Source organism: Phormidium tenue FACHB-1052 (assembly GCF_014696675.1).
GTDB lineage: Bacteria > Cyanobacteriota > Cyanobacteriia > Phormidesmidales > Phormidesmidaceae > Nodosilinea > Nodosilinea tenuis_A.
Genome location: NZ_JACJQN010000001.1, coordinates 800986 through 824009, shown reverse-complemented (window position 1 = coordinate 824009; position 23024 = coordinate 800986). Strand labels below are relative to the sequence as shown.

Genomic DNA, 23024 nt, shown 5'->3' with positions numbered 1-23024 from the left:
TCTGCTGAAAGGTAGAAGCCCGGGTGAGAAGTGTAAAGTAAAGTAAAGCAGCAGATTAGGGGTATTTGGTATGGTTGTTGGTCATTTTGGGGGGCCACGACCCTCCCTAAGGCGATTGCCGGGGCTAGTGCTGATTGGGGCGATGGCGATCGCAACGATAGCCTGTGGCAAACCCATCGAGCCCGCTGCCCAGGCCCAGCCTGAGCAGCAGGAGGGTTCCACCGTTGTCGATACAGCGGTTGCTGCCGCCGCCGAAGATTCGAGCCGAGTTTACACCGGCACCACCAGCCCGGCGAGAGAAGTTTCGCTGCGATCGCAGGCCGAAGGCCGGCTGCTTTCCCTATCCCGCGACGTTGGCGACACGGTGCAGCAGGGCCAGGTGATCGCCACCATCGACAATGTGCTGCTGCAAACCGCCGTGGGCGAAGCCCAGGCCGAACTCGCCGCCCGCCAGTTTGAGGTCGCTCAGGCTGAGGCTGAACTGGCCGACATTCGCACCTCGATCGAAGACGCGCGGGTGCGGCTCCAGCAGGCCAGCAACGACGCCCAGCGTCTGGCGACCCTCGCCTCCCAGGGGGCAATCTCGACCCAGGCCGCCGAGCAAGCCCAAACCACCCTGCGCACCTCTGAACAAGCCCTAGCCTCGTCCCAAGAGCAGGTACGCACTCGGCAGCAGGCCGTTGCAGCGGCCCAGCAGCGGGTCGAAGCCCAGCGAGCGATCTTGCGCGAGGCCCAGCAGCGTCTCTCCTTCGCCAACCTAACCGCGTCATTGTCGGGCATCGTGCTTGAGCGGGCCGCTGAGCCCGGCGATTTGATCCTGCCTGGGGAAGCCGTTTTAACCCTGGGTGATCTGTCAGAAGTCTTGGTGGTCATTCAAGTGGCCGACAGCAACCTCAGCGAATTTAGCGTGGGGCAATCGGTTGAGATTGCCATTGATGCCTTCCCCGACGAAACTTTCACCGGGCAAGTGACGCGTATTTCGCCGGTAGCCGACAGCACCTCGCGTCTGCTGCCCATTGAGATCACCGTGGCCAACCCTGGCAGCCGCATCAGCAGCGGTCTGCTGGCCCGCGTGACCAGCACCGGCAATCAATCCAACGCCGTTGTTGTGCCTGAAAGCGCCCTGGAGACCGCAGAAAGTAGCGACAACCAAATCTTTGTTGTCACCGACACTGACGGTGACCCGGTGGTCGAGTCGCGATCAGTGCAGGTGGGCGATCGCGCCGACGGCCAGGTAACGATTCTCTCCGGCCTCGCCCCCGGTGAACAGTATGTCGTCCGCAGCAGCCAGCCCCTAGAAGCCGGGCAATCCGTAGAGCTCAGTTTGACCTCCGAAAGTTGAGCAAAGTTTTGAATTTTGAACTTTGAATTAAGCGATTCCTAGAGCACTCAAAACTCAAAACTAAGCACTCAAAACTAACTCCACCACCGCCTTCGCACCCTCACACTCCTCCATCCATGACCACCCCCTCCTCCTTTCCCAAGAGCAGCTTTAGCATCAGCGGGCTGGCCATTCGCCAACACATCGGCACCCTGATGCTGACGCTGACCGTCTTTGTGATGGGCTTTTTCATTACTTCGCAGCTGCCAGTAGACCTGCTGCCCTCCATCACCTACCCCCGCATTGGCCTCCGGGGCGACACGCCGGGTCTATCGCCCGAGGTTGCCATTGACGAAGTAACTCGCCCCCTAGAAGAAGCCCTTTCCGCCACTGAGGGCGTCATCCAGGTGTTTTCTCAGACCCGAGAGGGGCAGGTCAGCATTGACCTGTATTTTGAGCCCGGCGGCAATATTGATCAGGCCCTCAACGACGCCACCGCCACCCTCAACCGTGCCCGCAGCACCTTGCCCGAAAATCTTGAGACACCGCGCCTGTTTAAGGCCGACCCTTCTCAGCTACCGGTGTACGAGATGGCGCTCACCTCTGACCGACTCAGCTCCCAAGAACTGCGCATTTTTGCCGAGGAAGAGCTGGCTCGAGAGCTTCAGCAGGTGCCCGGTGTGGCCAGCACCGATGTCTCCGGCGGCGTCAACGAGCAGGTGCAGGTGAATGTCGATCTGCGCCGCCTTCAAGCCGCAGGCATTGGGGTGACAGACATCATCGAGGCCCTAGAAGAGCGCAACCAGGATATCTCTGGCGGGCGGCTGCGGGGTGGTAGCGAAGAAAACCTCACCCGACTGGTGGGGCGGTTTGAGTCAGCCGATGAGCTACAGAACATCCTCATTACTGTGCCGGGGAGCGATCCACCCCAGCAGGTCTACTTGCAGGATGTCGCCACCGTCATTGACGGCACCGAGGAGCAGCGGGTCTTCGTTAATCTGAACGGCCAGCCTGCTGTCAAGGTGAGCATTCAAAAGCAGCCTGCCGCCAACACTATCGATGTGGTAGATGGGGTCAAGGCCAAGCTAGAAGAAATGCGCCAGGCTGGCCAAGTCCCTGAAGGCATGGAAACGGTCGCCACCCTCGACGAGTCGCGGTTTATTCGCAACTCCATCAACAACGTGACCATGTCGGGGTTGAGCGGTGCTGCCTTAGCTGGGCTGGTGGTGCTATTGTTTTTAGGGTCCCTACGGCAAACCTTTATCATCGTGCTCGCTATTCCCCTAGCGACGCTGATGGCCCTCATCTTGATGGGGCTCTTTGGGCTATCGCTCAACGTGTTTAGCTTAGGGGGGCTGGCCCTAGGCGTTGGCATCGTGGTAGATAACTCCATCGTGATGCTAGAAAACATGGCCAAGCGGGCCGAGGAAATGGAGCTTTCGCGCCAAGAAGGGCGTTACAGCGTTCGCGAGGCGATTTTTCAGGCTGAAGCCAGCAGCCAGGAGCTAGAGAGTGCTCTGTTTGCCTCTACTATCACCAACCTGGTGGCAGTGCTGCCGTTTTTGCTGATTGGCGGCTTTATTGCGCTCATTTTTAATGAGCTAATTTTGTCTGTGAGTTTCTCCGTCGCGGCGTCTCTGGTGGTAGGCATCACCATCGTGCCTGCCTTGGCCGCGCGGCTGATTATGGGGCGGCCAACGCGATCGCTGCAAAGCTGGGGGCCATTCCGCTGGTTCAATAACCGCCTAGAGGGCGTGACCATCGGCTACGGTCGCCTGCTCAGCCGTGTCATTCGGAACAGGATCTTGGTCATTGCCCTGGCGCTACTAGTGTTTGGCGGCAGTAGTCTTTGGATGGTGGGTCAAATTCCCCAGGAAATTTTGCCCCGCATTAGCACCGGCCAGGCCCGAGTTAACGCTCGCCTGCCCGCTGGCACCACTGTCGAAGATAACCGACGGGTTATGCAGGCTGTCGATGAGGTGCTGCTTGCCCAGCCTGAAACCGACTATGTGTTTACTACCGCTGGCGGCTCCCTATTTGGCAGTAGCACCAGCGAAAATACCTTGCGGGGTAGCAGCACCATCACCCTCAAACCCGGCACCGACACCTTGGCTTTTGTAGAGCGGGTTAACGGTGAGTTGAGCGCTCTGCCCTTGGTGGATACCCGCATTAACGTCAACCCTGAATCGGTTCGGGGGTTAGTTTTAAGCAACTCTCCAGTACGTTCTGATCTTGATGTCGGCCTCCAAGGCGACGACAGTGAGGCTTTACTCGAGGCAGGCCAGCAGGTGGTTGCCGCCTTAGGTGAGCAGGCGACCCTAGCCCGCTTTCGCCCCGAAGGCGAAGACCCCCAGGAAGAAGTGCGCATAGTGCCCGACTGGGATCGGGCCGCTGATCTGGGGCTCTCGGCTGCCGATATTGGGGCTACCATTCAAACGGCATTAAACGGCTCGGTGCCGACTCAGCTGCAAAGGGGCGATCGCCTGGTAGATGTGCAGGTGCAGATCGAACCTGGCAGTGTGCAGCAGTCGTCTCAGCTGCTCGATATTCCGCTCTTTACCGATGGCGGTCAGCGCATTCAGCTGGGCGATATTGCCACAGTTGGTCTGGGGCCAGCGCCAGGCGAAATTCAGCGCATCAACCGGCGACAGGTTTACCTGATTGGGGGCGACTTGGCTGAAGGGGCCAGCCTCGGGGCTGCCCTAGCGGAAGCCCAGGCCATTCTTGCGGGCATTGAGCTGCCCGAGGGGGTGACTGTGCTGCCGAGTTCTGCCGCCGAAACCAATAGCGAACTACAGCAGTCGTTGGTGGTGCTCGGTGCCCTGGCCGCCTTCCTCGTGTTTGTGGTGATGGCGGTTCAGTACAACTCGCTGATTGACCCGCTGGTGATTATGCTTACCGTGCCCCTGGCCCTAGCGGGGGGAATCTTGGGCCTCTATGTGACCCAGACGGCGATCGGGGCCACGGTGGTGGTAGGCGCGGTGCTGCTGGTGGGCATTGTGGTCAACAACGCCATCATCATGGTGGAGCTAGCCAATCAAATCTACGAGGCTACGGGCTGTTCCCGCCAGGAGGCCATTCTGCGCGCCGCGCCCCGGCGTCTGCGCCCCATTTTGATGACCACGTGCACCACGGTACTGGGGCTATTTCCGTTGGCCCTGGGCATTGGCGAAGGGGCTGAGTTTCTACAACCCCTAGGCGTTGTGGTGTTTTCAGGGCTATCGCTGGCCACAGTGCTGACGCTGTTTATCATTCCCTGCTTCTATACCCTGCTCCACGGTGGGTTTGGGTCGGGCGGCAAGCGTACTGTTATTGAAGATGACTTTGTTGAGCCGGTAGACTCGCCGGAAGTTTTCCAGTCCTAGGCGACAGAACTCCAACGACAGAACCCCAACAGTTAGACAAACCCCCCACTAGCGAATCTAGGTGGGGGGGGTTGTTGTCTCCTTAGCCTAGCCAGGACTTTGCCCCTGATCGACTACTAGTAAAAGAGTGTCAATCTCAATCGGTGTTAATCATGCCCTCTTCGGGGTTGATCAGCCGCCAGAGCTTTTGCTTGATTTGGGTGTCGAAGACTTCCCACTTGAGCCGGTTGAACTCCGAGTTTTCGTAGAAGCCCGACAAAAAGCCTACCGGAATTTCAAAACCGCCCGCCATCGATCGCCCGCCGCCAAAGAATCGGCCCTCGCTGTCTTGGCCGAAGGCTTCTTTAATAAATTCGTCGGGGTCGAGGGTGATTTTGCTGGTGCGCAGGGAGCCAATCACCACCTCGCGCTCTTCATCCTCGTCGTGGACGATGCCGTAGACCACGGCGGTGTGCACGTTCTCTTCAGTCACCAGAAAGTCTGCCGCCTGGGGAATGGCGTCGCGGTCGTCGTAGCGCAGGTAGCCGACTCCGGCGATAGAGACGTTGTTCTGCACCTTGCGGTTGCGCAGCGATCGCTCGATCACATCCATCACCCGCTTTGAGCGCGAGGCTTGCAGCACCGCGCTCAGCAACTGACCATCGTAAAACTGGCTCAGGTAGGCCGCCGCCATAAAGTCGCTGGCCCCGGCGTGCATCAGCTGGTTGGTGTCGGCTCGCAGGCCGTGCATCAGGGCGGTGGCGCACTTGGTGTGCTTGCTGTTGTTGCGATCGAGGTTCAGCAATCCCTGCTGCAAATACTGGGTGAGAATGGTGGCCGTGGCTCGAATATGGGGGCGCAGGTCGATGTATTCGGCATCGAGCTTAGACTGGGGCGCGTGGTGGTCAATCACCAGCACCAAGGGCAGCCCCGCCTCCCGCAGGTGTTCATAGAGCTGGCTGGTAGTGCCCTGGTTATCGACCAGCACCAACCCTTGGTAATTAGCTAGGCTAGCACTATCGGCAGCGGTCAACCAGCGGCGGGCGGGCAGGCCCGTGAGCCGGACGAGGGCAATATTTTCCTGGTGGCTGAGGGTGCCTGCGTAGACAATGTCGCACTCGATTTTGTAGTTGCTGGCAATCAGCTTGTAGGCCCAGGCCGACGACAGCGCATCGGGGTCAGGAAAGTCTTGCAGCAGCACCAGGTGGCGATCGCCGCGATGCCTTTCCAGCAACCTACGCACCGCCTGTACCGGATCCTCGGAGTCGCTGTCGTTTTCGGGGCGAGGCACAAGAGAAATCATGCCGCTGCCGTTAGAAAAGTTGGCTTCAGCGGTCTCGGAATCTATATTGAATGTCATCATGGGCAATTCCTTGTGCGACAGCGCGCTCGATGGTAATTAGACATAGCCCCTTGGTGCAAAGACAAGGGATAGACCTCAGCGGCGTTAGAGGAGCTAACGTCAACCCGCTCGGCTCACCATCGTCTTGATTGAAAAGCGCTGTCAATAGCGCCGTGGCCCTACTTCATTATCGCAAATTGCAGCGGAACTGCTAGAGTCAGCCGACAGAGTCTGGTTTTAACCGTCATCAGGTCATGAGATTCCAATCACGTACTTCTTCCACTCCTGGTGTACGCCGCTGTGGATCTGCCGCGTCACCTCAAAGTAGAGGCTGCTGTGGGGTTTGCGAGGTTGGCTAAAGAGTGGCATGTTGGCCTCCCGGGGGGTGCGGTTGCCCTTTTTCACGTTGCAGCGGACGCAGGCGGCCACCATATTCTCCCAGGTGTCGCCGCCGCCGCGCGATCGCGGTATCACATGGTCGAGGGTGAGGCCGTCACCGCTGTAGGCGCAGTACTGACACGTGTGGTTGTCGCGCTGGAGCAGGTTGCGCCGGGTGAGAGGAATATCTTTGTAGGGCACCCGCACGTAGTGGCGCAGACGTATTACCGTCGGCAGCGGAAAATCGGCGTAGACAAACTTGCCGTTGTGCTCAACCCGTTCCGCCTTACCCTTAATGATAAGGACGACAGCCCGACGCCAGCTCGTAATGTTGAGCGGTTCATAGGAGGCGTTGAGCACCAGAACCTTACCCATTCGAATGCGCGGATAATTGGCTAAAGAATATTTGGATTGATGTTAGCACAGAAGCTAAATTGAGGTTTTTGACCTCTGGTAGACTGTCCTGGAGCCAGTACCTTGAGGTAGCGTAGGCACATTTGGTGGTCAGTTCTGGCGCTATGATGAGGCGCTAGCCCCGGTGGTGAAGGAGGAAGACAATGCTGAGTTGGGATCACACTCCAAGCCTGGAACCCATGCGCTGCTGCCGTGCCTGGGTTGAGATCAACCTCGCGGCGCTGCGCCACAATGTGCGCCAGTTTAGGGGGCTACTGCCTGCCACTACCCAGCTCATGGCGGTGGTCAAGGCCGACGCCTACGGCCACGGAGCCGTCGCCGTTGCCCAAACGGCGCTGCAATCAGGAGCCACCTGGCTCGGCGTAGCCACCGTCCCCGAGGGCATTGAACTGCGGGCCGCAGGTGTTCAGGCACCAATTTTAGTGATGGGGGCGGTTAACAGCACTGAAGAAATGCAGGCGATCGCCCACTGGCGACTCCAGCCTACCCTGGTCAATCCTAAGCAGGCTCTAGTCTTTTCTGACACGCTCTCTGGGTTAGTCGCTGCCCGTCCGCTAGGAGTGCATCTTAAGATTGACACCGGCATGAGCCGTCTGGGGTTTCCCTGGGCCGAGGCCGTGGACTTTGCTCGATTTGTGCGGCAGTTGCCCCACCTCAAAATCGACAGCCTTTACTCTCACTTGGCCACTGCTGACAGCCCTGACCCCACCGTTATGCAGCAGCAGCAGCAGCGGTTTAGGGCGGCATTGGGGCACCTACAACAGCAGCAGTTGCTTCCTCCCCGGCTGCACCTGGCCAACACCGCCGCCACCCTGGCTGACCCCGCACTGCATTACGACCTAGTGCGGGTGGGTCTTGGGCTCTATGGCCTCTACCCAGCCCCCCATCTGCGATCGCGGCTCGACCTACAGCCTGTGATGCAGGTCAAAGCCCGCATCACTCACCTCAAAGATGTGCCCGCCGGCACCGGCATTAGCTATGGCCATCAGTACGTGTGCGATCGCCCCCTCCGCCTAGCCGTGGTCGGCATTGGCTACGCTGACGGAGTGCCGCGGGTGCTCTCCAACCAGTTACAGGTCATGGTTAAAGGCTGCCTAGCCCAGCAAATCGGTGCTATCACGATGGATCAGCTTATGCTGGATGTCAGCAATATCCCCAATCTGCAAGAGGGCGATGTCGTCACCCTCCTTGGCCGCGACGGCCACCACACCATCGGCCCCGACGACTGGGCTGCCCTGGCCAATACCATTAGCTGGGAAATTCTCTGTGGTTTTAAGCACCGGCTGCCCCGCATCGCCGTAGAGCAGTCCCTGGTGGCCTCTACCGCCATTCAAAGCTGAGCTTAGGCTCTACAGCTTATTCAGGGTGGCTAACAGCGTCTCTAGCGGTGTTGTTGGGTGCAGCAGCGAAAATAGGTGACAGTGGCGCAGACGCCCCTGAGCATCTAGCACAAACTGCGCGGGCAAGGGTGCCCCCAGCGCCTGCCCCGTGTGGTAGGCCCGAAAGCTCACTCCCGTAGGGTCGCACAGCAGCGGTAATTTCAAGCCCAGGTCTGCTACCGCCGCCTGCGCCTGACGCTGGGGCAAATGGCCAATAGCCAGCACCTCGGCCCCAGCGTTGCGAAACTGGTCGTAGGCCTGATCGAATGCCACTAGCGCAGCGTACCGCTGCGGGCTGTAGGCCATTTCTGCCAAGAGGCGGCAAAAGAGCAAGACCACCGGCTGCTTACCCCGCCAGTTGGCTAGGCGCACGGTGCGCTGGTAGGTGACATCCCACAGGGCGAAGTCGGGGCATATCTGGCCGAGGGGCAGACCTAAGCGAGGGGGCAACGGCAGCCAATAGCGCCAGGGATCTGCCTGGTCTGGTAGTGGCGCGATCGGACTCATCAGGCCAAAAAATGACAGTACAGCAGCGGCATAGCAGGGGCAATTCGCAGAGCGTTCGGGAACTGACTCGGAGCGAGTATCCGTGCCGGAATCGCTACAGTGTCGCTAGACTTCAGCAAAAAATTCCCGCGCCTTCATCGGGTCAGGGTTCATGGTTTTATCGCCAGGTTGCCAATCCACGGGGCAAACCTCGTCGGGGTTGGCCTGCACGTGCTGAATAGCCTGCAAAACCCGCAGGGTTTCATCGACCTTGCGGCCAAAGGCCAGGTTGTTGATGGTGGCATGCTGAAGCACCCCATCTCGGTCAACGATAAACAGCCCCCGCAGAGCCACCCCGCTGTCGGGAACGAGCACATTATAGGCAGTGCTGATGTCTCTTTTAAGGTCAGACACCAGGGGATAGTTCAGATCGCCCACCCCCCCTAACTTACGCTCGGTTTGGATCCAGGCTAGGTGAGCAAATTCGCTGTCTACAGAGATGCCTAAAATCTCAGTGTTGAGAGCCTTAAACTCATCGTAGCGATCGCTAAAGGCCGCGATCTCGGTAGGGCAAACAAAGGTAAAGTCGAGGGGATAAAAAAATAGGACGACGTATCGGCCCCGGTAGTCGGATAGCTTAACAATCTTAAAGTTTTGGTCAACTACGGCGGTGGCACTGAAGTCGGGTGCCATCTGGCCTACCCGCAAACAGTCATCTCTGATCTCAGGCATGGACTCATTCCCTCAAGGTCTTACCACCGTTGCGCAGTACCATCATAGTACTTTGGCCAGAGAAAACCCCCTGGCGTCCTTGTCTGCTCTTGGCTTTACCGTACCTACAGAGTGCTAAAGCCTTTTGACGCGTTACCCCAAACGAACCTTAGCCAGAGAAAAGCTAGGCCAAACTGAATAGACTGTTAAATCATTGAGAATGGCTCAGGCGGGATTTGAACCTGCGACCAAGGGCTTATGAGTCCCCTGCTCTACCACTGAGCTACTGAGCCGTAGCATTGATTTTCCCTAACTAAGGCATAGCCCCATTAGTCACCAACAGTTAATGAATCTATCACAAAATTAGCCAAGACACCAAGCTATGAGCAGCATTTTTTTGATGGAAAATATTCTACAAAAAGCGGGCCGACAGCAATGTCAGCCCGCTTTGCCAAACTATGGCCAAATCATTTAGCGATCGGGCAGATAGGCCATGGGGTTCACGGTACCGCTGCTAGGCAAGTGCACCTCAAAGTGAAGGTGAGGCCCAGTGCTGTAGCCCGTGCTGCCCATCTCAGCAATCTGCTGACCCTGGCTCACTTGCTGACCCTCACGCACCAGCAAACGGCTGTTGTGGGCATAGCGGGTCAGGCTACCGTCGGCGTGACGAATATCCACCAGGTTACCGTAGCCGCCGGAATTCCAACCCGATCGTGCCACAACACCCGGCGCTGCCGCCACGATCGGAGTTCCGACGGGGCCAGCGATGTCAACACCGCGGTGCATGCGACCCCAACGCCAGCCGTAGCCAGACGTCAGGGTGCCACGGGTAGGCCAGATATAGCCATTGGAAAGACGAGGTGCTTCGGGTAAAAACTCGTTGGCACCCGGCATCATTGGCATGCTGGGAGATACGGTCTGCCCCACAGGCATGCTTGGTGCAACCCGATAGGCATCAGCACCTAGGGGAGCCGCTGCTAGTAGCTGGCTAGAAGCGGCGGCATCTGCCTGCACAGGTTCATCAACCACAGCTTCACTGGCTGGACTCAGGGCAGCAGCGATCGGCTGAACCTGGTCTTTGGCGGCATCGGTCACTGTCCACTCAGCAGCAGGTGACGAAAGCGTTTGGGCACCCTCCCTAGAGGCTAGTGCTGTTGCGCTAGCAGCTTCAGGGTTATTCACTGGGGTGGAAGCCGCAGCTGCTGGCTCAGGGCTGTGGTACTCCAGAGCAGCGGTTCCTGAAGCTGCATTGGTGACACGGCTGCGCTCAAGCTCTTGACGAGCTTCACGAATTCGCGCATTGAGAGCGTCGCGGTTAACCTGGCTGCTATTTGACTCACGAATGCGGGCCAAGTGGTCACGAATGGCCTGCTCTCGGGTTCTAGGCGCAGCCGCTAAACCGCTGGAGGGGGTTGAAACAACTGTTTCTTCCGTCCCTGAGGCTAGGGGAATGCTCAGACTGTCGCCGACGGCCAGATCTTCAGGTTGGTTAACAGCGTTGTTGTGGCTAAGGAGCTCGTCTAGGGTCAGGCCGTTGCGAGAGGCAATCGACCATAGGGTATCACCCGGCTTAACCTGATAAGACCGTACGGTACCAACCTCAAGGGTTGAAGTGGTCGCAGCCGCTCGTGAAGGCAGCGCCGCTACGGTGAGATCTTTCTTGGTCTCTACAACTGAGGTGTTAGAAGGTTCTGTAGAGGCTGGGGTGCTGACAGCAGCGGGTTGCGGTGTCTGAGCGGTAGCAACCGGCTGTTCGCCTGCCTCGTAAAGCGGCAAACTAGCAAAGGACTCAACTGGTTCAACCGTTTCATTGGCTGCCGCGTTGACCTCCGCCAGTGGCTGGCTGGCGGCAACTAGCTGATCGTCGGCAACCGGAGCCGTTGCAGGCTCTAGGAGATCTTCTTGTTCAAGGGTCGGAAGAGCAGCCGGAGGGAGTGAGGAGATGCTGCCGCTAGCGCTAATCTCAAGCTCTTCTGAAGAAAGTTTGTCTAAGTTAGCCGCAGCGAGATCTTCTTCAGACAGCTCATCTTCACTTCTGAGAGCCAGAGTGTCCTCTAGCTGCCAAGTTTTTTCTAGCTCATCCGCTGAAGGTATGTCGCTGGAGGGCAACAGGCTGCTAGCCGTTGCTAAATCACCACCAACGCCCCCAGCAACACCGGCTTTTAGAGCCAAACGAGAGACATCGGCGTTAGCAGTCAAACTGGCCATTCCTACAGCAGGAACCCGAATAACCTGTCCAACTCGTAGTACATCGTCTCCAGCAATGCCGTTAGCCACCTTGATGGCTTGAACATCGGCTTCGTGCTGGGCAGCAATTTTCCAGAGGCTTTCGCCCGATTCAACGGTGTGGTAGGCCGAGGATGAGGCTGTCTCGGCAGGTACCAACTTGGGCGCTTGAGATTGATCTCGCTTGGCCGCAGGTAACACCGTTAGGTTGGAGCCATCAGCCGCTAAGGCCAATTCGGGCTCTGTGAGAAACGGAGCAGACGCTCCGAAAGATAGGGCCAGGCCCAGCATGGCTGCCGAGGTTTGCACTCGACGATAACCTACTGAAGTCTCAGATTGAGCGCTGCTCAAACTAGAGGGCAGGCAATCAGCTTCAGACTCTTGGGGAACTACGCGTTTCAAGGAACGACCTCCTGTAAACCAGCGCTTAACAACCTAGTGAAAGCCCGACTGCCCATCGAGTGGAGGCACCGCCAGTTGGCAGAAACTCTATCGATGGAGGAGTAACAAGGCAAGGTGTTAGCAGAAGAACAACAACGGATCGACAGATTAACGCCTTAGCTAGGCAACAATACCCTGCTTTCGGCAACCTAGGCAAGTTTACATGACTTAATACGAAAATCAATACCCAGGCTTTCTTTGTCATTTCCCTGAACACTAGGCTCGTGGTCGGGAACTTGATGAGCACAACATAAACGTTTAACCCCAAAAAAAAGTATTTGGCAAGCGTATTGTTTAGGGCTTGACTGAACCGACCAACTGTAGAGCACGCTTGGTTTTGGAGCCATGAAACTATTGTGGCTAAGGCTGAAAACCCTTGGCGGATAAGGCCGATCGCCCCCCTGCTAAATCGTGCAATTTAGTCTCTATAACCTATGGCAGATGTCGAGATCGAGGCCGCCTGGGTAGGTTATATAAATTTCTTATCTCGACTGTCCCGATTTTGTATCCTCGGAAACCGCTTATTTTTATTGCTGGCTTTTTGAGGCGATTTTGCGCTGAAAAACGCTTGGGTTGGGGGTTTCACCCCTTCAGGCTGACAGGGTAGATCGCACCGTAGATGCGATCGCTCAATCTAGGGAGAGATGAGATGGGCATTACTTGATAGCTATTAACCATTGCCATCACTGGCTAGGTTTATATATGCAGGCTTTCTTCAACTCTAGATAGCTCGGGTAGACCTGGCGCTCAAGACTAAGCTGGGTCTAGGTTTTCGGCACTATCTAGGATGGAGTGCGGCGGGAAGAGCTGAAGCTGGCGCAGGGTCTCGTAAAGGGCTATGGCGGCACTCACGGAAAGGTTGAGACTGCGTACAGCGCTTCGATCCATAGGAATGTAGGCGGTTTCGTCACAGGTGGCTAGGACTGATTTAGGAAGCCCTGCGGTTTCGCTGCCAAACAGGAGCCAGTCGTCGGGGCGATAGGTCAGTTCTGTATAGCTACATCGCCCCGAGGTACTAAAGCCAATGGTTCGCCCTCCTTGCTGGCGCTGCTGGGTGTAGAAAGCTTCCCAGTTGGTGTGTAGGGTGAGGTTGACTTGGGGCCAGTAGTCGAGCCCGGCTCGCTTGAGGGCGCGATCGCTGAGGTCAAACCCCAGGGGGCCAACGAGGTGTAGGGGAGTGGTCGTAGCAGCGCAGGTACGGGCGATATTCCCAGTGTTTGGGGGGATCTGGGGCGTGACTAAAACAATTGCGGGCATGGTCAGGAAAACCAAAATAACGGGCTAGATCAGCGGGTGAGGGGTGAATTTATGACAGCGGTGGAAATGTCTAGGGGATATAGATTTTATTAATACTTCCCTCAGTAGTTTTACTCTGTTCGAAAACTGATCGAAAAAGCGGGGATCGGGTTCTACTGAAGAAAGCTTTCCTTATTGCACCTATAAGTAAATGTTTACTAAGGGAGGCCGCGATCGCGACTCAACCCTACGAAACTTTCCCTAGGCGGCACAGGGTTCGCACAGATCGCGAGCCAAGATCCCCTCGCTGTCCGCCACCTCCGCGATCGCATTTTGGATCACTTGCTGCACTGACTGCCCGGCTTCGTGCTGCCGTAGCCACCGCTGGGCCTCGTTGCCCTCCCGCAGAATCTTCTTCACCGGGCTGAGGAAACAGCTAAGGCCGTTGGCCTTGGCTGTCGGCCACACCTCATCATAGAGCTGTTGGATCCAATCGCTCGCTAAAATTGGGCGACCGTCTTGCCAGTGGCGCAGCTCGGCCTCCAGGCTCGCGCTGGCGGCGGCCATTTCGTTGGTGTCGGTGAGGGCCACTAGATCGTCATTGCGGCTGGCTTCCGGCAGCTCGCTCAGGATCAGCGGGTCTAAATCAGGATTTTGAATTAGCTGAATCAGGCGGGCTTCGAGCAGGGCCGCCACCGCCAGCAGCGCCACGGGGTCGCTGATCAGGTCGCAGATGCGCAGCTCCAGGCGGTTGAGGTTGTAGGGGCGGCGATCGCCATTGGGCCGCACCGACGACCACAGGTGGCGCACATTTTGCATGGTGCCTGCCGCTAGCTGGGCTTCCATCCACCGAATGTGGTGGGCGTGGCTGGTGAATAGGGGCACGTGGGCCGGGGTTTTAGGAAATACCTGCCAGCGGCTGGAGTGGGAGCCGGTCGCTTTACCGCCCAAAAACGGCGATGAGGCGGTGAGAGCCAGGTACAGGGGCGCTTCGACCCGCACCAGGCGACAGGCCCGCATCAAAATTTCTGGATCCGAAATACCAATATTAATGTGGACGCTGGCGGTGACCACGGTGGTGCCGTAGGTCTGCTCGATGTAGGCGTGGTAAGGGTTGCTGGGGTCAGAGCGGTAGAAGCGATCGGTATCGCCTAGAGCCAGGGTGCTGCCGGGCACGAGGGTATAGTTGCCCAGCCCCCGGAGGTACTGGCGCAGCTCGTGGCGGGGGCGCACCAGCTCGCACAGCAGTTTTTCGTACTGGCAGAGGGGCGGGGTAGTGTACTCGACGTTGCGGCTGTCGGGCTCGCGCACGAAACCGTTGAGATCCGCCACAATGCGATCGGAGAGGCCGACCACATCCCCGCTGGGGGTGCCGGTATACATCTCAATTTCAAACCCTTTGGACAGCAGCACGGCATTCCTCGCTGGAGACGGCACTCTATATATATTCAGTCAGTTGATCGCTGTTCTCATACTATCGGCAACCCGCTCCCCCGTTTAGCTGCCGGGGGAGGGGAGTGTAGACTCCTCAGGGGAGGGCCGCTAGGCGAGGGCTGCCGTCGTCAGGGCGATCGCACGTTTGGCGGCATAGGCGCGGGCAATAGTGTCGCAGCGCTCGTTGCCGGGGTCGCCGGAGTGACCGCGCACGTAGATCCACTGCAAGGGGCGATCGAGGGTCTGGTTCACCTCGGTGGTGACGCTGTCTAGGGTCTCCCACAGATCGCGGTTGAGCACGGGCTTTTTGGCGGAGTTGACCCAGCCGCGCCGCTTCCAGCCCGCGATCCACTGGGTGATGCCTTTTAGCACGTATTCGCTGTCGGTGTGGATGGTGACGGGCTCGGTTTGGCCGCTGTCTCGCAGCAGGGTGAGACCGGCGATCGCCGCCTGCATTTCCATGCGGTTGTTGGTGGTGGGAGCCTCGCCGCCGCCAATCTCGTGAACACCGCCATCGACCAGATACAGCACCGTACCCCAGCCGCCGGGGCCAGGATTACCGGAGCAGGCACCGTCGGTGTAAATTTTCTGAATGATTGCCATGGTTTCGATCCCGTCCTTAAAAAATCGTTAATTCAGCCGTGGGGGGTTTACGGTACCAGGGGGCATGCTAAAGCTAAGACCGGATGTCCTCCCCGGACAACCTCCATTCAGGTCATGGGCAGGGTGCACCTATTATCGTCACGGTTATCCCAACGGTGAAGTTAACCCCATGATGCTACGAGAACTAAAAGCTTTTGAGGCTTGCTGGCTAGATCTTAAGGATGTTTATCCCACCAGCGGCCAAGACAATATGGAAATTGCCCACGCCATGGGTCAGCTAGTGGACTGCCTCGCTAAGCCCAACCAAGTCGAGCAAGACCTGCCGAGCCACTTGCAAGCGCTCTTTCGGCAGCTAGCGCTGGCCTACTTTCAGGGATACTCCCCCGCGGAAAGGCCGTTTGAGGCTGCTGCAGTCGCTTTGCCCGTTCCCCCGCCCTGCCCCCGCAGCGATCGCCAGCGGCGGCAAGACATTTCAGCGGCGGTCGAACGGGTCAAAGCTCTGGCCCAGCAGACTCAGTCGCGCATGTGTACCGCTCGGGGACAGGCTGCCCAGTGCGCCACCTCAGATATGGAGACCCTGATCATTCATTTTTCGGATTAACTAGACTCCATCCTGATCAGGAGAGTTGGGTTGAGTCTCCAGAGATAGGGGCGGGCACGGTATCTTAGTGCTATGGCCTACGAACCGCTGCACCACAAGTATCGCCCCCAGACCTTTGGCGCTCTGGTGGGGCAAGATGCGATCGCGACTACCCTCACCAGCGCCCTCAACCAGCGGCGCATTGCCCCGGCCTACCTGTTTTGTGGCCCCCGGGGCACGGGCAAAACCTCCAGCGCCCGCATTTTGGCCAAGTCGCTCAACTGTATTGCCCAAGATCACCCCACTCCAAACCCCTGCGGCACCTGCGAAACCTGTCGCTCGATCACCAACGGCTCGGCCCTCGACTTTATTGAAATCGACGCCGCCAGCAACACCGGGGTCGATAACATCCGCGAGCTGATCGAGCGCGCCCAATTTGCCCCAGTGCAATGTCGCTACAAAGTCTATGTGATCGACGAGTGCCTGACTGGTGATTCCTTAGTACTTACCCAAGACGGCCTAGTCAGGATCGACGACCCTGCGATCGAAGGTAAGCAGGTGCTCAGCTATGACGACCAAATAGGCGTGTGGGAGTTTAAGCGTGTTCTGCGCTGGCTTGACCAAGGCACCCGAGACATTTTGGAAATTCAGACTACTCATCGTAGGATCAGATGTACTGGCAATCATTTGATTAGAACTGATCAGGGATGGGTAGCCGCAAGGGACATCAAATCGGGGAGCAAGATCTTGTCCCCTGCGCCTGTGGCTGCGGCACCCTCATCAACAGAGTTGGCTCTGATCGACGACTCCGGCGTTTCGTACGAGGGCACCAGTTTAGGGGCAACACCTAAGGCCAAAAACCTTACAGCCTTGAGCTTATCCTTGAGCAAGCTGAATTCCTGCGGCCAAGGTGCAAATGCGGCTGTGGCGAAAAGCTGGGTATCCCAGAATTCTTGCAGCAAAAAGGGAAAGGACTCAAAAGCATTCAAAGTTATTGGGAAAAACACCCTTACAGAAAGGGGCATGGGCTTTGGGATCTCAGAACCGAGCACCTTAACGAACAGCTCAAACCACTTTCTGCCGAAACCCTTGGGCTTATCTACGGCACTCTGCTGGGGGATAGATCCATCATTTCTCCCAACAAATACAGCAGATTTCCCCGCCTGGCCTGGACCCATGGAGAACAGCAACGGGCATGGATGGAATACAAAGCATCCCGCCTTTCTAACTTGCAGCCAAGCCTATACAGCACAGCCAATGCCGGCTACGGTGCAACCTCTATCTGTTGTCGAACCGTTTGCCACCCTGAACTTGTCCAGGCCTTCAACCTCGTCAGAAGCGACGGTGGATGGAAAGTCGTTTCCTGCGACTGGTTATCCCAGATTTCTCCAGAAGGACTTGCCTGGTGGTACATGGATGATGGCTCCCTCAGCCTCAGTCCCCAAGGCAGCCCCCAAATCCAGTTCCATACCGAAGGCTATACCACCGCAGAAAATCAGCTCATTGCTGAATGGCTCACCGACTTGGGTTACTCAGCGAAAGTCAGATCCTACACAAAAGCCTTCAGCGGCAAGCGATACGACTACATCGCAACGGGGGCAAAGGCGGCTCGGAGCTGGCTGGTCGATCTGCAAAAGTTTTCCATTCCTGAAATGGACTACAAATTTGGAGACGGTCGTATCTGTCTGCCCCGCTGGAGTTGAGCCGGTCTACGACATTGAGGTTGAAGACAACCACAATTTTGTTGCCAATGGGCTGTTGGTTCACAACTGTCACATGTTGAGTACGGCGGCGTTTAATGCGCTGCTCAAGACCCTAGAGGAACCACCTAGCAATGTGGTGTTTATCCTGGCGACCACCGACCCCCAGCGGGTGCTGCCGACGATTATTTCTCGCTGCCAGCGGTTTGACTACCGGCGCATTCCCCTAGAGCCGATGATCGCTCACCTGCGGAAGATTGCCGACCAGGAAAATATCGTTATCAATGACGAAGCCCTGCGGCTGGTGGCCCAGGTTTCCCAAGGGGGGCTGCGCGATGCCCAGAGTTTGCTCGACCAGCTCAGTCTGCTAGCGCCTCCTGTAGAAGCCGATGCGGTGTGGGATCTGGTGGGGGCCGTGCCCGAGCGCGATCTGCTGGCCCTGGTGCAGGCCATCCTCAGCGACGACGGCACCGCCGTGCTCGACGTTGCTCGCAAGCTGATGGATCGGGGCCGGGAACCGCTGATTGTGCTGCAAAACCTGGCTGGGTTCTACCGCGATCTGCTGATTGCCAAGACGGCGGGCGGTCGCCACGACCTAGTCGCTATCACGCCCCCCACCTGGGCTGACATGCAAACCCTGGTGCAACCTCTCGATCCAACATTGCTGCTACTAGGGCAACAGCACCTGCGTAGCGCCGAGGGGCAGGTCAAAAACACCACCCAACCTCGGCTGTGGCTGGAAGTGACGCTGCTAGGGCTATTGCCCTCGACGTTGGCTGGGCAAGTCGGTGGAACGATCAGTGCCGGGCGGTCGTCGGGTGCGATCGGAGGGGCGATCGCACCAATCCCCACGCCGCAGCCAGCACCGCCAATTGTTAGTCCACCGGCCTCAGTGCCGCCGCCCGCCTCACCAGACCCGGCGCTACCGCCGGAAACTGCCAATGGCACAGCGCCAGCGCCAGCTCCCGTGCCTGCCGCCGCATCAAACTCGCCCCCCAACAATGGCCAAGACGCGCCGCCTACCTCCAACGCCACCCCATCCCCTAACCTGGGGCAGCTGTGGCTTCAGGTGATCGCCGTACTAGAGCCCTTAGGCACCCGCGCCCTGATGCAGCAGCAGGGCAGCCTGCTGTTTTTTGACGGGGTGGTGGCCCGAGTCGGCATCAGCTCTCGACCACTGTTTAAGATGGCCCAGGGCCGCGTCGAGAATGTGGAGGCGGCCTTTCAGCAGGTGCTCAACCACAAAGTGCAGGTTTCCCTGGAGGTGCTGCCCGACCCAAAGCCTGAGGCCCCAGCCCCCAACATCTCCCAGGCGCCGGGGCAGCAAAATACCACTCCACCCACTCCAGTGGTTTTCAGTCCTCCGCCCCCGCCTGTCGTTGCAGCGCCCCCGGCAGACGCGTCAGCAGAACCGGTGGCAACTCCTGAACCTGCTCTTGCGGCAGACGCCAGTTCCGCTGCTCCTGCGCCGCCGTCTTTACCTGCGATCGCCAGCGACTTTGATCGAGCGGTAAAAAACTTTGCCCATTTCTTTAACGGCCAAGTGGTCGATTTGGACGATGACCTAAGCCCTGGGATTGATAAAACGCTGCTGAAGCCCTCGGAGGCGGCAGCTAAGCAACCCTCCCACGCCGACAAGGATGTGCCGTTTTAGGGCGATCGCTACTTGCGAAATCTCAACTTACAGTTAAACAAGCCGGATTCGGCATTATCTGCTTCCGTTTAGCCGAAGGTGCCGCCGTTCCAGCCCCACATGGCACCGGGGGCATCGACAAACTCAATGTAAGTGCGATTTTTGGGCACGCCCAGGGCAGTTTCTAGCTGGGTGCAAAACTCCTGGCTCATGGCGCGGGTTTTAGCCCCGCCCATGGTGCCCACGCTCTTGATCTCGATGTAGCACACAGGGTCTGTGGTACCGCCAAAGGTCATGGGGATGTTGGCCTCAAAAGCCGTCATCACGTAGGATTCTGGCTTGCCTAGGTGGCTGGCCAAACTGGCAGAAAGCTTTTTCAGCAGCCCTTCGACCTCGGCGCGATCCGGAGAGGGGATCGATGTTTGAATTTTGATCAGGGGCATGGTTGGGGTGGGTAGGGGAGGTGGGGAGTGAGAGGAGTTTTGAATTTTGGGCGTTGCTGAATTGAGGAATGAATCTGCAAAAGCAACAGTTGCTGCATCGCCCCCCAACCCCCCAAATTTGGGGGGCTTTGAAGTCGTCTGGTTCCCCCCAGAATTGGGGGCTAGGGGGGCAAATCATACCGTTGATCAGCAACGCCGAATTTTGAATTTTGAATTCCCAGTTTTGAGCGTTGAGTTGTACCTGTAATGCCTAAACTCAAAATTCAAAACTAAGAACTCAAAACTCATCCATTATCTACCCGCCGTAGTTCCAGCCGGTGCTTTCCAGCAGCAGGGGGTCGCCTTCGCGGTGAATAGCGGCCCCGACCACTTCGCCCACAAACACGGTGTGGTCACCGTGCTCGACAGCGCCCACCACCCGACATTCCACATAGCCAAGGGTGTCTTTGATGATCGGGCAGCCGGTTTCGGGGCCGGGGTAAAACTCGATGTCTTCAAACTTGTTGCCTACCCGGCGCAGGGGCTTAAAGAAGTTTTGGGCCAGTTCTTTTTGCCCAGCCTCTAAAAAGCTGAGGGCAAACACGCCGCTAGATTTCACCATGGCGTGGGAGGTGGAGTCGTTTTTGACGCAGTTCACCACCAGGGGGGGCTGAAAGGAGGCCTGCATCACCCAGCTCGCCGTGAAGCCATTGAGGTCATCTCCATCTTTGACGCCACAGATGTATAGCCCGTGGGGAATCTTGCGCAAAAGGGTTTTCTTAGCTTGCTCGTCTAGCACAGGACACCTACAGAATGAAGCTTTAGGGGCAGTGTAATACAGCCGCCGCCCCCGCCTCTACTCAATTAGTCATAAAAAAGGCGCACCGCAGTGCGCCTGGTGTAGTGTGTGATGCCCTGACCCTATTTGTTGGGCTGGGGAGTCATGCGCAGGTAGGGCTTGATTTCGGTCACGCCCTTGGGGAAGCGCTGCTTGGCTTCTTCGGTGGGAATGGTGGGGGCTACGACTACGTCGTCGCCGTCTTTCCAGTCTACGGGGGTGGCGACGCTGTAGTTGTCGGTGAGCTGGAGCGAGTCAATTACCCGCAGAATTTCAGCAAAGTTGCGTCCGGTGCTCGGCGGATAGGTGATGGTCAGCCGCAGCTTTTTGCTGGGGTCAATGACGAACACGCTGCGCACGGTCACCTTGGCGTTTGCATTGGGGTGAATCATGCCGTAGAGGTCGGAGACCTTTTTGTCGTCGTCGGCAATGATCGGGTAGTTGACGGTTACGCCCTGGGTTTCATTAATGTCGCCAATCCAGCCCTGGTGGGAATCAGCGCTGTCTACGCTGAGGGCAATGACTTTAGCATTGCGCTTGTCAAACTCGGGCTTAAGCCTGGCCACGCTGCCCAACTCAGTGGTGCACACGGGGGTGTAGTCAGCGGGGTGCGAAAATAGCACGACCCAGCTATCGCCAGCCCAGCTATAAAAGTCAATTTCACCCTCGCTGGTCTGCTGGGTGAAGTTAGGTACCTGATCGCCAAGTTGAAGCGCCATCTCAAATCTCCGTTTAATCTCGACAGGGTGCAAATTAAAGTTGCTCAGCGTTCACGTTCGCTATTCTCCCACAAACCCCGGTATTCCGGTCGGGGTTTAGAGGATTATCTTAAGGATTGTAGCGTAGGCGTTTGTGCTACGTGCGATCGCCCGACCACCCCCAATTGTCCGCAACAGAAACACCTAGGGACATGCCCTAGGTGTCTCAGAAATCGTTGCTCAACTCACAGCTGGGAAATATTTTTGGGAATTCCCATGGGTTGCGCCTAAAACTGGCGATCGAACACCTTGGGCTCATAGGCGCTACACCCGTCGCAGGGCCCCATGGGGTTCATCGCGCAGCGCAGGTAGGGCGATCGCGCATTTAAGTCGCAGGTGATGTCGCCGATCATATAGCCCATGCCATCGACATAGTGCATGTCGCTATTGCCATCGAGCAGCTTGAGCATGCTCTGGCCCAAGGTCGTCGGCATAGCTGACGTGTCACTGCCGCACTTTTCATTTCGGTCAGCCCGTACGCTTAAGTAAGCTGACACCAAGGCTGGGGTAAGACCGACAACGAAAATTAGAACAATGACGAGCATGAACCTATAGTCCGAAACTAGCAAGGTTATCCTAACGCGATGAATTGGCAGACCAGCCCAATGCCGCTAGGGATTGGTACGTACCGTTGCGTTACTTAGCCTTTCGCAACATAGACCAGCAAGGGTCGCTCCGCTCTCTTACGCTAAATCAAAGGCAAAATCAGCCACCAGAACGGCTCTCCATGTTTGTAGTCAGGGGCGACGCCTCTGCGCCCAGAAAGTTCCCGATTATAGGGATGACCAATGAATTTATAGTTAGACTTTGAGAGAGAACGATTTTTGGTGCAGTTCTCACCCAAAATCTCCTTGTTTTCCTATCACCTGAACAAGATCCTGAACTTTCATGTATTGGCGGATCTTGGTTTATAGCCGATTATCAAAACATCCTGTAGACTCGCGTGTGCTCCAAAGCTAAGACCGGGTAGGGCCACAGGACATTGTGGAGGTTCGCTCCTCAGTGATAGCGCCTTACCCGGCTTTTTACTTTTAAAGCCTAAATATGAAATCCCAGCGCTGGGCCATCTGCCCTCAAGGAGCGTTGTTGCGCCTGTTCTAATCAAAAGAGCGATGGCTATAGCTGGCTGATGGGCTTGGCGATCGCAGTGGTTTTGCTCAACCCCCTCGCCAATCTGTTCAATCCCACAGCGTTCTACCTTTGTCTAATCTGCCGTACTGGCAGCTTCAACCATGGCGTAGAGTTGCAACCATTCTTCTACCACGTAGGGAGCCGCAACCAGTCGAGCCGTGCCTTCACCCCGCAGCGGCACCCGCAGCGTCAACGGAATCGGGCGTTGAAGATTGGCTAGCACGGCATCCATCTGATATTGGGCAACCCCATCGGGCAGCGCTTGGGTTTGAGGATCGAGCTGGTGCGGCGCTTGCCATTGAGCGCTAGTGCCGGTTTCAATAGCCAGGTCACGGTTAGGATCTGTGGCCGCCTGTCCCGGAAAGCCTACTAAACGCAGAAAGGTACCCTGAAAAATGCCCTCTGTGTAGCGCTTAAACACCGTAGCCTGCCAAGCCAGATCGGTCTGGTCACGCAGGCTCTGGCGTGAACGGTAGGTCGTTTGCCCAGGCTGCTCGTGGTAGGTGTGAATAGAGGCTAGAGCTGGCTCGGCCAGCGCCAGCAGCAGCAAACAGCCCAGCAGGAGGGCCAGAATTGTCAGCCGCAGGGCACGCCAGAGGTGATGCATGGGGAGATGAGGGAGATAGGGGAGATGAGGCGATGGAGAA

Annotated in this window: 17 protein-coding genes, 1 tRNA gene and 1 pseudogene; 5 read left to right on the top strand and 14 right to left on the bottom strand. The window is 57.4% G+C overall.

All coding sequences use genetic code 11. From position 1 onward, the window contains the following. Nucleotides 1-70: 70 nt before the first annotated feature. The gene (locus H6G07_RS03785) at nucleotides 71-1342 is read left to right on the top strand and encodes an efflux RND transporter periplasmic adaptor subunit (RefSeq protein ID WP_084172800.1); all 1272 of its coding nucleotides are present in this window, start codon (nucleotides 71-73) and stop codon (nucleotides 1340-1342) included. 116 nt (nucleotides 1343-1458) lie between these two features. Next, nucleotides 1459-4686, top strand: a complete 3228-nt coding sequence (locus H6G07_RS03780) for an efflux RND transporter permease subunit (protein WP_073606361.1) — start codon at nucleotides 1459-1461, stop codon at nucleotides 4684-4686. A gap of 136 nt (nucleotides 4687-4822) precedes the next feature. Here the strand turns inward: H6G07_RS03780 and H6G07_RS03775 are convergent, their stop codons facing one another. Together H6G07_RS03775 and H6G07_RS03770 are read right to left on the bottom strand one after the other, a co-directional pair. Continuing rightward, nucleotides 4823-6028, bottom strand: coding sequence for a DHH family phosphoesterase (locus tag H6G07_RS03775; RefSeq protein ID WP_425320099.1), 1206 nt, complete (start codon nucleotides 6026-6028; stop codon nucleotides 4823-4825). Between the two features lie 231 nt (nucleotides 6029-6259). Beyond that, nucleotides 6260-6760, bottom strand: a complete 501-nt coding sequence (locus H6G07_RS03770; RefSeq protein WP_073606362.1) for an HNH endonuclease — start codon at nucleotides 6758-6760, stop codon at nucleotides 6260-6262. A gap of 182 nt (nucleotides 6761-6942) precedes the next feature. Between H6G07_RS03770 and alr the strand changes: the two genes are divergently transcribed. After that, entirely contained in the window at nucleotides 6943-8139 is a 1197-nt protein-coding gene (gene alr, locus H6G07_RS03765) for an alanine racemase (RefSeq protein WP_073606363.1), read from the top strand. Between the two features lie 9 nt (nucleotides 8140-8148). Here the strand turns inward: alr and H6G07_RS03760 are convergent, their stop codons facing one another. The 7 genes from H6G07_RS03760 to rnhA form a co-directional block, all read right to left on the bottom strand. Beyond that, on the bottom strand, nucleotides 8149-8685 hold the full coding sequence (locus H6G07_RS03760) for a redoxin domain-containing protein (protein WP_073606364.1): 537 nt from the start codon (nucleotides 8683-8685) through the stop codon (nucleotides 8149-8151). Between the two features lie 105 nt (nucleotides 8686-8790). Further along, complete coding sequence (locus tag H6G07_RS03755; protein WP_073606365.1) at nucleotides 8791-9396, bottom strand: peroxiredoxin; 606 nt, start codon at nucleotides 9394-9396, stop codon at nucleotides 8791-8793. Nucleotides 9397-9596: 200 nt separating this feature from the next. Then, nucleotides 9597-9668 (bottom strand) — tRNA-Met (locus H6G07_RS03750). 178 nt (nucleotides 9669-9846) lie between these two features. After that, nucleotides 9847-12003 (bottom strand): peptidoglycan DD-metalloendopeptidase family protein, encoded by a 2157-nt coding sequence (locus H6G07_RS03745; RefSeq protein ID WP_139296881.1) that lies wholly within the window; start codon nucleotides 12001-12003, stop codon nucleotides 9847-9849. Between the two features lie 792 nt (nucleotides 12004-12795). Further along, nucleotides 12796-13299 (bottom strand): tRNA (cytidine(34)-2'-O)-methyltransferase, encoded by a 504-nt coding sequence (locus H6G07_RS03740; RefSeq protein WP_073606367.1) that lies wholly within the window; start codon nucleotides 13297-13299, stop codon nucleotides 12796-12798. A gap of 240 nt (nucleotides 13300-13539) precedes the next feature. Beyond that, nucleotides 13540-14691 carry a glutamate--cysteine ligase gene (gene gshA / locus H6G07_RS03735; protein ID WP_073606368.1) on the bottom strand — a complete coding sequence of 384 codons (1152 nt, stop codon included), beginning with the start codon at nucleotides 14689-14691 and terminating at the stop codon, nucleotides 13540-13542. Nucleotides 14692-14820: 129 nt separating this feature from the next. Beyond that, nucleotides 14821-15315, bottom strand: a complete 495-nt coding sequence (gene rnhA, locus H6G07_RS03730; protein ID WP_073606369.1) for a ribonuclease HI — start codon at nucleotides 15313-15315, stop codon at nucleotides 14821-14823. Between the two features lie 169 nt (nucleotides 15316-15484). Between rnhA and H6G07_RS03725 the strand changes: the two genes are divergently transcribed. Both H6G07_RS03725 and dnaX read left to right on the top strand, forming a co-directional pair. Further along, nucleotides 15485-15916, top strand: coding sequence for a hypothetical protein (locus H6G07_RS03725; RefSeq protein ID WP_073606370.1), 432 nt, complete (start codon nucleotides 15485-15487; stop codon nucleotides 15914-15916). A 72-nt stretch (nucleotides 15917-15988) separates the two neighbouring features. Continuing rightward, a pseudogene (gene dnaX / locus H6G07_RS26985) lies at nucleotides 15989-19249 on the top strand (DNA polymerase III subunit gamma/tau); the annotation flags it as partial. A 68-nt stretch (nucleotides 19250-19317) separates the two neighbouring features. On the opposite strand, the gene H6G07_RS03715 reads toward dnaX, so the two are convergent. From H6G07_RS03715 to H6G07_RS03695, 5 genes are all read right to left on the bottom strand, one after another. Further along, nucleotides 19318-19671: a phenylpyruvate tautomerase MIF-related protein gene (locus tag H6G07_RS03715; protein ID WP_073606372.1), complete on the bottom strand. Its 354-nt coding sequence runs from the start codon at nucleotides 19669-19671 to the stop codon at nucleotides 19318-19320. A 295-nt stretch (nucleotides 19672-19966) separates the two neighbouring features. Then, nucleotides 19967-20449: a flavin reductase family protein gene (locus H6G07_RS03710; RefSeq protein ID WP_073606373.1), complete on the bottom strand. Its 483-nt coding sequence runs from the start codon at nucleotides 20447-20449 to the stop codon at nucleotides 19967-19969. Nucleotides 20450-20571: 122 nt separating this feature from the next. Beyond that, the gene (locus H6G07_RS03705) at nucleotides 20572-21207 is read right to left on the bottom strand and encodes a peroxiredoxin (protein WP_073606374.1); all 636 of its coding nucleotides are present in this window, start codon (nucleotides 21205-21207) and stop codon (nucleotides 20572-20574) included. Nucleotides 21208-21473: 266 nt separating this feature from the next. Further along, the gene (locus H6G07_RS03700) at nucleotides 21474-21791 is read right to left on the bottom strand and encodes a DUF6464 family protein (RefSeq protein ID WP_073606375.1); all 318 of its coding nucleotides are present in this window, start codon (nucleotides 21789-21791) and stop codon (nucleotides 21474-21476) included. Nucleotides 21792-22450: 659 nt separating this feature from the next. Next, nucleotides 22451-22984 carry a DUF3122 domain-containing protein gene (locus H6G07_RS03695; RefSeq protein WP_073606376.1) on the bottom strand — a complete coding sequence of 178 codons (534 nt, stop codon included), beginning with the start codon at nucleotides 22982-22984 and terminating at the stop codon, nucleotides 22451-22453. Between the last annotated feature and the right edge of the window lie 40 nt (nucleotides 22985-23024).